This window comes from Morganella sp. GD04133, assembly GCF_029835375.1.
GTDB classification, from domain to species: domain Bacteria; phylum Pseudomonadota; class Gammaproteobacteria; order Enterobacterales; family Enterobacteriaceae; genus Morganella; species Morganella morganii_B.
On the sequence record NZ_JAODZS010000043.1, the window covers coordinates 1 to 12,320 of the forward strand.

The following is a 12,320-nucleotide window of genomic DNA, read 5'->3' on the forward strand; positions in this document are numbered from 1 at the left end:
GGCTGTATTTTGACACAAAAAACCCCCGATAATCGGTTGTCCAACTATCGGGGGTCACTTCATCAGCAGGGTTTTTTTATGTCACTGATAACGCGTTTACGGCCTACTCTGCCGCAACTTTCACCGCAAAGTGATCAAACCCGCTCAGCGCCGGTTGTACTTCCTCACCTTTGCTGAAATAGCGGATGCCGTCACTCTCCGGTTTCATCTGTCCGATACAGCAGAAAGGTGCGCCGGTGTGTGCCAGTGCCATTTCCAGCGCGCCACGGTTAATTTCCGGAACGGTAAAGCACAGCTCATAATCCTCACCACCCGCCAGCGCACGGGCAAGCGCCTGCTCCGGTGATGAACAGGCTTTCAGTGCCTCAGACATCGGTAAGTTATCAAGCTCAATCCTGGCACCGCAACGACTGGCTTTCAGGATATGGCCGAGATCGGAAATCAGACCGTCAGAGATATCTATCGCTGAGGATGCGAGGTCGCGCAGCGCCTGCCCCTGTAAAATGCGCGGTTGCGGGCGCAGATGACGTTTCAGCAGATACTCTTTGTGTGCCGGGTCTTCAGGCCGGAGTTCACCCAGCAAAATTGCCAGTCCGGCGGCGCTGTCACCCAGTGTACCGGTGACATAGATCCAGTCACCGTTACGGGCGCCGGCGCGTTTCATTGCCCGCCCTGCCGGGACCAGACCATGAACCGTCAATGTCAGACTCATCGGACCGCGGGTGGTATCGCCGCCGATTAACTGCATGCCATAATAATTCAGTTGCTCAAAGAAGCTGTCACTGAATTCCCCCAGCCACGCTTCATCAATGGACGGCAGCGTCAGCGCCAGGGAAACCCAGGCCGGATCGGCACCGATGGCGGCCAGGTCACTTAAATTCACCGCAAGGGATTTCCACGCCAGATCACGGGCAGAAACGGAAGGCAGAAAATGAATACCGGACACCAGGGTATCCGTGCTGACAGCAACCTGCTGTTTTTCCGCTACGGTCATCAGAGCACAATCATCCCCGATACCCAGTTCAACGTCCCGGCGGTAATAGTGCTGCCGGTCAAAAAAACGCCGGATGAGATCAAATTCACCACAAGCCATAATCAGAAATTCCGCAATCAGATAAAGACAAAAGGCCGGTTAAACCGGCCTCTTTTATATCATGTCATTTATGTCCGTGCATAAAAGTATCAGATGATTACTTTCTGCGGGCATTCGGCGCGGCTTTATCGAGCACGCCATTGACAAATTTGTGGCTCTCTTCCGCGCCGAACACTTTCGCCAGTTCAATCGCTTCGTTGATAACCACTTTGTAAGGGACATCTTCACGGTAGCTTAATTCATACATCGCCAGACGCAGAACCGCTTTTTCCACCTGACCTAACTCCTCCAGCTGGCGGGAGAGGTACGGTGCCATCAGTGCATCAAGACGCACTGCATTCGTTGCCGCACCAAAGAACAGCTCACGAAAATAGGCGACATCAACGTCTTTGACATCCTGCTCTGACAGAAATTCTGATTCAACATCCGCAATGTTATTGCCGGATAACTGCCACGAATAAAGCGCCTGAACGGCACATTCACGAGCACGACGACGAGCTGCAGGTTTCACACATATCCCCTTACTAAAATCTGAATTCAGCCTTTGATGGCCTTAATTACGTTGATCATTTCCAGCGCGGTCATTGCGGCTTCCGCCCCTTTGTTACCGGCTTTGGTTCCCGCACGTTCAATGGCCTGTTCAATATTCTCGGTGGTCAGCACCCCGAAAGTCACCGGAATCGCGCTGTTCATTGCAACGGCGGATAACCCGGAGCTGCATTCACCGGACACATATTCAAAATGTGCGGTGCCGCCGCGGATAACAGTACCCAGCGCAATAATCGCGTCATATTTTCCGGTATCAGCCAGTGTTTTCACTGCCAGCGGCAGTTCATACGCACCCGGCACCCAGACCGTTGTAATGTTCTCAGAGGAAACCTGACCGATACGCTCAAGCGCATCAACCGCACCGTCTAACAGGCTGTCGTTGATGAAGTTGTTAAAGCGGGCAATTGCGATGGCGATACGCGCACCCGGCGCACTGACAACACCTTTAATGACGTTCATAGCCTTTCCTTCTTACGAGTTTCATACTGCGGGGCGCGGATTTTATCACATTCTTTCCGTCACCGCGCCTGTGTTTTTCAAACTCCGGAATAAAAATTAAATTCCGGCGTAAATTCAGCGGTTAATACACCGGGATCAACCGCAGACGAAGATCCGGTCCGACCATCGTACAGTCGTCGATCCGCAACTGCGGCGCATCACGCAGATGGGCAAGCGGCGGCAATGTGAAGAGATCCTGTGCATCACTGCCCAGAATCTTCGGTGCCAGATAAAGCACGATTTCATCCGCCAGCCCGGCCTTCAGCAATGCGCCCGCCATATGGGAGCCGCACTCTGTCCAGATATGGTTAATATTGCGTTTGCCGAGCTGCATCATCAGCAGAACCAGATCCACACCACTGCCGTTCTCCGGCAGGATCATTTCCTCAACATCCCCCTGCCAGTTATCCGGCTGAGAAGCAGTCCGTGCCAGCCAGCAACTGCCCGGCAATTGTGTGACGCGGTGCTGAGCGGTCACCCGCTGATGGCTGTCGGTGATAATCCGCACCGGCTGACGGATATCTGCCTCCGGGTAGCTCTGCTGCAGCGATACCGGGAAATCCGCATGACGGACAATCAGACCGGGATCATCTGCCAGAACCGTGGCACTGGTGGATAAAATCGCCCCGGCCTGTGCGCGGAACTGCTGCACATCCTGCCGGGCGGCTTTTGAGGTGATCCACTGGCTTTCGCCGTTGGCTAATGCGGTTTTGCCGTCGATCGAGGCCGCCATTTTCAGCTGAATATACGGGAAACCGGTACGCATCCGCTTAAAGAAGCCTTTATTCAGTGCTTCCGCTTCCTGCATCAGTACGCCGTGACTGACTTCAATACCGGCTTCACGCAGTTTAAACAGCCCGCGTCCGGCCACCTGCGGATTCGGATCCTGCATGGCAGCCACCACCCGGCTGACCCCGGCATTGATCAGCGCTTCAGCACACGGCGGTGTGCGGCCGTGATGACTGCACGGCTCCAGCGTGACATAGGCGGTGGCGCCACGGGCTTTATCACCGGCCATGCGCAGCGCATGTACTTCCGCATGCGGTTCACCGGCACGCTGATGGTAACCTTCGCCGACGATTTCGCCGTCACGGACAATCACACAGCCGACATTCGGGTTCGGTGCGGTGGTAAAACGCCCCAGCGCCGCCAGTTCAAGGGCGCGGGCCATATAAAATTCATCAGAATGCATCATGTTCAGTCCTGCAGGCGGGCAATTTCCTCGCCGAATTCACGGATATCCTCAAAACTGCGGTAAACCGACGCAAAGCGGATATACGCGACTTTATCCAGCTTTTTCAGCTCGCTCATCACCAGTTCACCGACAAACTTAGCAGAGACTTCCCGCTCACCGGTAGCCCGTAACTGCGATTTGATGTGACTGAGGGAGGTTTCGATATTGTCAGAACTGACCGGACGTTTTTCCAGTGCCTTCTGCATACCACGGCGCAGCTTTTCTTCGTCAAACGGCTCGCGGCTGTCATCACTTTTGACCACACGCGGCATCACCAGCTCGGCGACCTCAAATGTGGTAAAGCGTTCGTGGCATTCCAGACACTGGCGGCGACGGCGGACCTGAGAACCATCACCCACCAGGCGTGAGTCGATGACTTTGGTATCAACGGCAGAGCAAAACGGGCAATGCATAAATTATCCTGCGGGTCAATGAACTGTTGCGGTAGTTTACCCTGTTTACACATAAAAAACACCCTGCATGCTTGCACATACAGGGTGTTTTCTGTTTTTTCACGGCAGAAATTACGGCAGGATAGATTCCTGATCCGCACCTTCTTTTTCCACTTTCTGCACAATCAGGTGCTCACGCTTCATACCCAGTTTCAGGGCCAGCGCGGACGCCACGTAGATTGAGGAAATCGTACCGATAGACACACCAATCAGCATGACCAGCGAGAAGCCTTTCAGCATTGCACCACCGAAGATATAGAGCATCAGAACCACTAACAGGGTGGTTGCCGATGTCATAATGGTACGGCTTAACGTCTGAGTCAGGGAAACGTTCATGATCTCATACGAGGTACCACGGCGGATTTTGCGGAAGTTCTCACGGATACGGTCAGATACCACGATACTGTCGTTCAGTGAGTAACCGATAACCGACATCAGGGATGCCACAATGGTCAGGTCAATCTCAATATGGAATAACGACAGTACACCGAGGGTGATAATAACGTCATGCGCCAGCGCGATAACCGCACCTAACGCCAGGCGCCATTCAAACCGCATCGCCACATAAATCAGGATACAGATTAATGCGGCGATCAGTGCCATCGCCCCGGTCTGAGCCAGCTCCGCACCCACACTCGGTCCGACGAATTCAATACGCTTGACCACTGCATTTTCATCAATATCTTTGTTAATAACATTGATGACAGTTTTACCCAGTTCCTGACCAGCCACGCCTTCTGCCGGCGGCAGACGTACCATGATGTCACGGCTGCTGCCGAAATTCTGGATCAGCGGGTCTTTAAACCCGGCCAGCGAAACGGTATCACGGATTTTATCCAGGTCAGCCGGCTGGCTGAAGTTAACTTCAATGACGGTACCGCCGGTGAAGTCCAGACCCCAGTTAAACCCTTTCACGCCGATGATTGCCACAGAGGCAATCAGCAGCAGTGCCGAGATGGTAAATGCCACGTTGTCCCAGCGCATAAAGTCATAGACTCTGCGGCCGTGGTTTAATTGTTCAACAGTATAATCCTGTGCCACAACGTGCTCCTTAAATAGACAGCTTATTAATACGTTTACCGCCGTACAGCAGGTTCACGATGGCACGTGTACCGATAATCGCTGTAAACATGGAGGTTGCCACACCAATGGCTGTCGTAATCGCAAACCCTTTAATTGAACCGGTACCGACCGCGTACAGAATGACAGCGGTAATCAGTGTGGTTAAGTTTGCGTCGATAATACTTGAGAAGGCGCCTTTGTAGCCCTCATGGATTGCCTGCTGGACAGAACGTCCGTTGCGCAGTTCTTCTTTGATACGTTCGTTGATCAGAACGTTCGCATCAACCGCAACCGCAAGGGTCAGCACGATCCCCGCAATCCCCGGCATGGTCAGCGTAGCCCCCGGTAACAGCGACATCACCCCGACAATCAGGATAAGGTTCGCCAGTAACGCGCTGCTCGCGATCAGACCGAATTTACGGTAGTAGATCACCATGAACAGAATTGAGGCCATCAGCCCCCACAGACACGCTTCCAGGCCCTGCTCGATATTCTGCAGACCCAGAGTCGGCCCGATGGTCCGCTCTTCCACAATCTGGATTGGTGCAATCAGGGCACCGGCACGCAGCAGCAGTGATAACTGACGTGCTTCATTGGCATTATCAATCCCGGTGATACGGAAGTTTGATCCTAAACGGGACTGGATATTGGCAATGTTGATAACTTCTTCGTTTTTCTCAAGGATTGAACGGCCTGCGGCATCTTTACGCCCGCTGTCTTTATATTCGACAAACAGGGTCGCCATCGGCTTATACAGATTATCCTTGGTGAAATCGGACATGGTGTTACCACCGGCGCTGTCCAGCGAGATGCTGACCTGCGGCTGACCGTACTCATCACTCTGTGATGTGGAGTCAGTAATGTGGTCACCGGTCAGAATTACACGCTTGTACAGGGCGACTTTGCGTCCGTCACGGGTGTATTTCACTTCGGTATCGCCCGGAATACGGCCTGCTTCGATAGCGGCAGGGTCAACCGTGCTGTTGACCAGACGGAATTCCAGCGTTGCAGTTGCACCGAGGATCTCTTTCGCCCGTGCGGTGTCCTGAATACCCGGTAATTCCACCACGATGCGATCCGCACCCTGACGCTGTACCAGCGGCTCGGCAACACCGAGCTGGTTAACACGGTTACGCAGGATAGTGATGTTCTGCATGACAGCATAGCTGCGCGCTTCACTTAAGCGCTGATCGCTCATCACTGCGGTCAGGGTGTTATCCGAACCGTCTTTGAACACTAAATCACGCAGGCGTTTTGTTAACAGCGAGCTGGCTTCAGAACGTGATGCATCATCACGGAAGCGGACTTCCACGCCGTAATCCGCTGATTTGCGGACAGACGCAAACGGAATGCTGTTCTCACGCAGCAGTGAGCGGATACCGTCGAGGTTCTGCTCCTGCAGTTTACCCAGCGCGGTTTCCATATCCACTTCCATCAGGAAGTGCACACCACCACGCAGGTCGAGACCCAGTTTCATCGGCTCGCCACCGACGGCGGTCAGCCATTTCGGTGTCGCCGGTGCAAGGTTCAGGGCAACAACATATTGCTCACCCAGGCCTTTCATCAGCTCTTCACGGGCACGTAACTGGATATCAGGATTTGAGAAACGGGCAAGTATCACACCGTTTTCCAGTGCGATCGACTTACTCGCGATCTGATCTTTTTCTAAAATGGTCCGGACCTGATCCAGGGTCTGTTCATTGGCGGCGGTTCCCCGCGCGCCAGTGATTTGAACAGCCGGATCCTCTCCATACAGGTTTGGAAGCGCATAAAGCAAACCGATGAGGATCGCAGCGATCAGCATCAGATACTTCCACAAAGGATAACGGTTTAACACGGCAGTCCCTTCGGGAAAATCATACTACAGGAAGATTACAGCGCCTTCAGTGTACCTTTCGGTAAAACTGCTGCGACGAAATCACGTTTGATGGTTACTTCAGTTGTTTCGTTCAGTTCCAGAACGATGTAGCCGGTGTCAGACACTTTAGCCACACGACCGATCAGACCACCGGTAGTTAACACTTCATCACCTTTGGTAATGGAGTCCATTAATTGCTTGTGTGATTTAGCACGTTTCTGTTGCGGGCGCAGGATCATGAAGTAGAAAATCAGCACGAAAACGACCAGCATAACAATCAGAGACATCGGGCTGCCCTGAGAAGCGGCCGCACCGGTTGATGCTACTGCGTCAGAAATGAAAAAACTCATCAAACTATCCTCTTGTTATTCACATAATTATCAGGCAGATAAACCTGCCGGTAGGGTATCGCCTATGTTATACCCACCGGGTGATCCCGTTTCGGGGAAATCACTCACTTAACGGCGGAACCGGTTTCCCGATCCGCTGATAAAATTCAGCGGCAAATGCTTCCAGACGGCCTTCTTCAATGGCCTGCCGGATACCCGCCATCAGACGCTGATAGTAGCGCAGATTATGAATGGTATTTAAGCGCGCGCCAAGGATTTCATTACAGCGATCCAAATGATGCAGATACGCACGCGTATAATGGCGGCAGGTATAGCAGTCACATTCCGCATCCAGCGGCGATGTATCTGATTTATACTTCGCATTACGGATTTTTACCACGCCGTCCGTCACAAACAGGTGACCGTTACGGGCATTACGGGTCGGCATCACGCAGTCGAACATATCAATACCGCGGCGCACACCTTCCACCAGATCTTCCGGTTTACCCACGCCCATTAAATAGCGCGGTTTATCTTCCGGGATCTGCGGACAGACATGCTCCAGAATACGGTGCATATCTTCTTTCGGCTCGCCGACAGCCAGACCGCCCACAGCGTACCCATCAAATCCGATTTCCACCAGCCCTTTCACAGACACATCGCGTAAATCTTCGTAAACACTGCCCTGGATGATACCGAACAGCGCGTTCGGATTACCCAGTTCATCGAAACGATCGCGGCTGCGTTTTGCCCAGCGCAGAGACATTTCCATGGATTTCTTCGCGTAGTCCCAATCCGCCGGATACGGCGTGCACTCGTCAAAAATCATCACGATATCAGACCCGAGATCGTACTGGATTTCCATCGATTTTTCAGGACTTAAGAAGATTTTTTCCCCGTTGATCGGGTTACGGAAATGGACACCCTCTTCTTTGATTTTACGCATTGCGCCCAGGCTGAACACCTGGAAGCCGCCGGAGTCAGTCAGAATCGGGCCTTTCCACTGCATAAAGTCATGCAGATCACCGTGCAGTTTCATAATTTCCTGACCGGGGCGCAGCCACAGATGGAACGTGTTGCCTAATAAGATTTGCGCACCGGTCTCTTTCACTTCTTCCGGTGTCATCCCTTTCACTGTGCCATAAGTCCCCACCGGCATAAATGCAGGGGTTTCAACAACGCCACGATCAAAAATTAAGCGACCACGGCGCGCACGGCCGTCTGTCGTTTGCAGTTCATATTTCACAAAACCTCCGGCATCAGAAAAACAGTCTGATGGTTTATAAAATTTGACGCATTGTAAACGCTTGCAAAGCCGCTGTACACGCCAGCCCGCAAAAACATGCTTTGTATATTTCTGCCGATTTTAATCAATCTCCCTCAATTTTGTGTCACAAATTTGGCACACCCCGTCACAATACCCTTGCTATACTCCCATCATCACCCACCACTCAGAAACCAACATGCACAATATCGCCAACCTGCCCCAAGACGAAAAAGACAAAATTAATGCCGATTTAGCCGCATCCGGTATCGCGTATAAAGAAAGACTCGGACTGCCGTATGATCTGTACGAAACAGAAAATCAGCAGCCCGAGCATTTACGCCCGTACTTCAGAGAGAGACTTGAGCACTACAGGGAGGTCGGGAAAAGGTTTCCGCGCGGGTTCGAGTATGAGAAGGAGTGATTATGTCACGTTCATGCTGACCCATGCTTGCCCGACCATAGTGAGGAATGATTTTAACCAAGATGGTCTATATTTCCCTCTGCATGCTAAAAGGTTAGTGGATAGGTACAAGCATTTAAACTTTATTGCTTTTTATTGACTTCATATTCTGCACCACATTCAGATATCACCTCATTCTTAATATTCTTCTTTTTCTTAAACCATTCACCAAGTGGTCTCTCTATTTTTGAATAAAAAAACAGACCAAATAATAATGATAAAAATAAACCAGCAAACAATATAGGATAAAAATATCCAGCCCCGACATTGTAATTTATTGCTATATCTTTGGAGTATTTTGCAAAATATATATGGGAAAGATATATACTGTATGATGCGCCACCAATGGTGTACAGAAAGTTGTACATCCTGCTATTTGCAGGTTTTGAAAAAACCGCAATTATTATAATTACAAATGATGGAATGCCAAGTTTAATTATTCTGATGTCATTTATTACGCACAACCCCAAGTATAGCATGACAGCAAAAAGCATAATGAATACGTAGAAATTTATCACTTTACGAATTTTAAGCTCACTATACATCAGCCCAATCATACACCCGGCCGCGAAGTTAAGCATGAGTTGGTCACCTAGGATATATCCAAGATTAACCCATCCCTGCTTTTCATAAGCGCCACTAAAAATATTTACTGAACAAATAATTGCAATGACAGTTATAATACAAGATGTAGTTCTTTTTTTGCTTATCAACAAAGCCGCTGCAAACAATACATAGAATATCATCTCATATACTAGTGTCCATGCTGGATAGTTTATAATAGTGTATTGCGGGTCATTGAAACCTGGAAGAAGGAATAAATTTGCTACCAATGCATATGGTTTTGCAGTTCCGATAGCCAAAATTATTAGCGGGATAGAAAGGATAAGGTATGCAGGGTAAATTCTTTTCACTCTGCCAGTAAAGAATTTTATAGCTCCCTTTGACTCATTCTGACTGTAAACCATCAGGAAACCACTTAAGGTGAAGAATATGTCTACCCCCATATGCCCAAAGTATGGTGAGATGCGGCTAAGGTCAGCGCCAAAAAAATGAGTGACCACGACCAAAATCGCCGCCACGCCTCTTACCACTTGTAGGTTCTTGATTTCCATAATGTATTTTCTGCTCTTCAGGAAAAAATAATTTATCATTCGATCATTAGTTGCCATCCTATAACATACTACCATGTGTAGCTATCATCATGAAGTACATGTACTATTAAAATAGCGTTACATTAAAGTTAATAAAACTATTTGCTAATGTCTTTCCCTGTGCTAAATTTGCTTCATAACTATATACATTGATTGATTTTACTCACCTATCCAAAAGTTGTCGCTATCTCATAAACTAGTCAGAGAAAAAAGATAAAATCAATGCTTATTTGCCATCGTCCGGTATCGTGTACAATAAAAAGCTCTGGCCGACGCATGATTTGAACGGAACATAGAATCAACAGCCAGAGCATTCATTTAATAAAACAATATTGAACTATATTCGCATTTGTTTAATTAATGATAGGATTAAGTATAATATAGTTATGAAATCAGGGTTACATGCATAATTATGTTAGATGCCGCAGGGCTTATTGGATCCCCTTTCAGGTTATATGTACTAATTCTTACAGCCTTACCAGTAATATACTCGGCAATTATAGAATGCGTAGGCCCCTGATCTCTTATTAACACAGAGTCTATAGACTTTTGCGTCACATGGTTGTTAAACTTAATTATGACGCCATTATCAATAATATCTGTTGATTTGATAATCTCATAATCATCTGATTTCGTAACAGAACCAGATGATATTACTATTCTTGCGTTTCTTGGGAAATCTACTGTGAGATCTATTACAGCATGCAGCCTGGCAAACATCGGACGGTGTGTTTTAATTCCCCTAACAGTGATGTCAGAGCAAGACCCTTCATCACCTGAGAATGCAATAAATGGAGCAAGTGACGTGGTGCCGCCTTCACTGTAATCAAGTATACCATCAATTAGGATATGTGATGCACCTGGGTTGATTATAATAGGAGAGCTCACCCTCGGTACTTTTACAATGCTATTACTGAACATACAGTTTATGCCTGATATTGAGTGAGCCACACAGTCCTTCCCGGTAAGGCTCCTGTTTTTCAAATCAACATTTATATTTAGCGTTGTATCTAGTGTACCAATTATTTTATTTGTACCATGATATAAATGACCTATACCATAAACACCAACATCATCCTTATACTTTAAAACATTTATCACTCCGTTAGATGTTATATGCTGTGAAATATCACCTTGTTCAGGGTTATAAGCCAACCCACCATTAGCACCATCAATGATAAAGTTATTTACTACCGCTCGGTTACTTCTTCTTACATTAATACCCCAAAAGTTCCTGTCATCCTTATCTTTATATTTTGCAATCATATTTGTTGCAATTGTATTCGTATTTCCGTTTGTTGCACCACTCCCGTCAGATGTTGATAAGTAGAGCAAGTGCCTTCCGTCATCCCCTTCATTTGCATCGAAAAATACACCGTCTATTATTGTTTGGTCTGACTCTGCAACAAGAACACCATAGCCTCCGGCTACAAGAGATGGATGGTAAACTGTTTTTGTTGCCCTGATATTATGTATGTAACTATTGGTACAGTGTAAGTTTATTAACGCACCAGTAAAGTTACTGGCATATAGACCACTAACAACGGGATAGTCTATATCTCTATAAAATACACCATAGGCTGCTTCTCCATCCGGAACAACAACACCATTTATTGACAATCCAATTATTTTTGTTTTATCAAGATTTTTCCCTTCCTTTCTGGCATCTGTATAGACAGCAGCAAATGCGGTTGAAATTGATATTTCGCCGCCTGCGCCAGAAATCACCTGATTTTTATCAGGAGTAATACTTTTGCTTATAGTGAAATTTTTATTTATTTCAACATCATTTCCGTTGCTAAGAACGTCTTGTATGTTATTTTTGTACCCGTCTGGTCGGCGATCTATAGCATCAAGGTCTATGGCTAAATCACCACGGTGGTTTGTTCCAACCAAAATACCATCTCCGCGATTGAGCTCACCGCGCAATGACGCATCACCTACACTAACCCATGCCCCCATGCCAACACCGCCAGCAGACTCAGGCGTTGACCCGGCAGGAACAGTCTTCGGCAAATCACCATCCCAGCGGTAATATTCACCGGTGGTTTCGTCACGAAGAATTTCATTGCGTTTTGTTATCTCTGCGCCCTGCTGGAAGCTGTCCATCGGGATGTAACCGGCGGCAATGATGGCATGGTTAATATCGACTTTAAATCGCTCCATGAGCTGATCGAATATCCAGCGCATGCCTTCGATAGTCATATGACAGCGACCAAACCGGTCTTTGTATTCGTGTTCCAGAGATGTTACGAACTCGTCAATTTTTCCTGAGTTAAATTTCAGGTCGCGTGGTGCTTCACTCGGTACTGCATTTTGAGTAGGGATAGTAGCCATGTGCCTTTTCTTCCAATAAAAAAGCCA

12 protein-coding genes are annotated in these 12,320 nt (G+C 48.4%); 1 reads left to right on the plus strand and 11 read right to left on the minus strand.

What is annotated here, in order from left to right; genetic code table 11:
- Positions 1–103: 103 nt before the first annotated feature.
- The 9 genes from thiL to tgt form a co-directional block, all read right to left on the minus strand.
- Positions 104–1,093, minus strand: coding sequence for a thiamine-phosphate kinase (gene thiL / locus N7387_RS18130; RefSeq protein ID WP_279800576.1), 990 nt, complete (start codon positions 1,091–1,093; stop codon positions 104–106).
- 97 nt (positions 1,094–1,190) lie between these two features.
- Positions 1,191–1,604 (minus strand): transcription antitermination factor NusB, encoded by a 414-nt coding sequence (gene nusB, locus N7387_RS18135; RefSeq protein ID WP_004240412.1) that lies wholly within the window; start codon positions 1,602–1,604, stop codon positions 1,191–1,193.
- A gap of 26 nt (positions 1,605–1,630) precedes the next feature.
- Complete coding sequence (gene ribE, locus N7387_RS18140) at positions 1,631–2,101, minus strand: 6,7-dimethyl-8-ribityllumazine synthase (RefSeq protein ID WP_025151762.1); 471 nt, start codon at positions 2,099–2,101, stop codon at positions 1,631–1,633.
- A gap of 121 nt (positions 2,102–2,222) precedes the next feature.
- A complete protein-coding gene (ribD, locus tag N7387_RS18145) occupies positions 2,223–3,332 on the minus strand; it encodes a bifunctional diaminohydroxyphosphoribosylaminopyrimidine deaminase/5-amino-6-(5-phosphoribosylamino)uracil reductase RibD (RefSeq protein WP_279800600.1) in 1,110 nt (369 codons plus the stop codon).
- Between the two features lie 5 nt (positions 3,333–3,337).
- On the minus strand, positions 3,338–3,787 hold the full coding sequence (gene nrdR / locus N7387_RS18150) for a transcriptional regulator NrdR (protein ID WP_262859070.1): 450 nt from the start codon (positions 3,785–3,787) through the stop codon (positions 3,338–3,340).
- Positions 3,788–3,898: 111 nt separating this feature from the next.
- Positions 3,899–4,867 carry a protein translocase subunit SecF gene (gene secF, locus N7387_RS18155; protein ID WP_025151764.1) on the minus strand — a complete coding sequence of 323 codons (969 nt, stop codon included), beginning with the start codon at positions 4,865–4,867 and terminating at the stop codon, positions 3,899–3,901.
- A 10-nt stretch (positions 4,868–4,877) separates the two neighbouring features.
- Complete coding sequence (gene secD, locus N7387_RS18160) at positions 4,878–6,725, minus strand: protein translocase subunit SecD (protein ID WP_025151765.1); 1,848 nt, start codon at positions 6,723–6,725, stop codon at positions 4,878–4,880.
- 35 nt (positions 6,726–6,760) lie between these two features.
- Positions 6,761–7,096 (minus strand): preprotein translocase subunit YajC, encoded by a 336-nt coding sequence (yajC, locus tag N7387_RS18165; RefSeq protein ID WP_004236424.1) that lies wholly within the window; start codon positions 7,094–7,096, stop codon positions 6,761–6,763.
- 100 nt (positions 7,097–7,196) lie between these two features.
- Positions 7,197–8,321 (minus strand): tRNA guanosine(34) transglycosylase Tgt, encoded by a 1,125-nt coding sequence (gene tgt, locus N7387_RS18170; RefSeq protein WP_262859069.1) that lies wholly within the window; start codon positions 8,319–8,321, stop codon positions 7,197–7,199.
- A 217-nt stretch (positions 8,322–8,538) separates the two neighbouring features.
- On the opposite strand from tgt, the gene N7387_RS18175 reads away from it, so the two are divergent.
- On the plus strand, positions 8,539–8,763 hold the full coding sequence (locus N7387_RS18175) for a DNA polymerase III subunit theta (protein WP_214192230.1): 225 nt from the start codon (positions 8,539–8,541) through the stop codon (positions 8,761–8,763).
- A gap of 122 nt (positions 8,764–8,885) precedes the next feature.
- Here the strand turns inward: N7387_RS18175 and N7387_RS18180 are convergent, their stop codons facing one another.
- Complete coding sequence (locus N7387_RS18180) at positions 8,886–9,917, minus strand: acyltransferase (protein WP_279800580.1); 1,032 nt, start codon at positions 9,915–9,917, stop codon at positions 8,886–8,888.
- 423 nt (positions 9,918–10,340) lie between these two features.
- Positions 10,341–12,293, minus strand: coding sequence for a hypothetical protein (locus tag N7387_RS18185; protein ID WP_279800582.1), 1,953 nt, complete (start codon positions 12,291–12,293; stop codon positions 10,341–10,343).
- Positions 12,294–12,320: the final 27 nt, after the last annotated feature.

Coding starts and splice junctions, on each gene's coding strand:
- thiL (WP_279800576.1), bottom strand. CDS start 1,093: ATGGCTTGTGGTGAATTTGATCTCATCCGGCGTTTTTTTGACCGGCAG.
- ribE (WP_025151762.1), bottom strand. CDS start 2,101: ATGAACGTCATTAAAGGTGTTGTCAGTGCGCCGGGTGCGCGTATCGCC.
- ribD (WP_279800600.1), bottom strand. CDS start 3,332: ATGCATTCTGATGAATTTTATATGGCCCGCGCCCTTGAACTGGCGGCG.
- nrdR (WP_262859070.1), bottom strand. CDS start 3,787: ATGCATTGCCCGTTTTGCTCTGCCGTTGATACCAAAGTCATCGACTCA.
- yajC (WP_004236424.1), bottom strand. CDS start 7,096: ATGAGTTTTTTCATTTCTGACGCAGTAGCATCAACCGGTGCGGCCGCT.
- N7387_RS18175 (WP_214192230.1), top strand. CDS start 8,539: ATGCACAATATCGCCAACCTGCCCCAAGACGAAAAAGACAAAATTAAT.
- N7387_RS18180 (WP_279800580.1), bottom strand. CDS start 9,917: ATGGAAATCAAGAACCTACAAGTGGTAAGAGGCGTGGCGGCGATTTTG.
- N7387_RS18185 (WP_279800582.1), bottom strand. CDS start 12,293: ATGGCTACTATCCCTACTCAAAATGCAGTACCGAGTGAAGCACCACGC.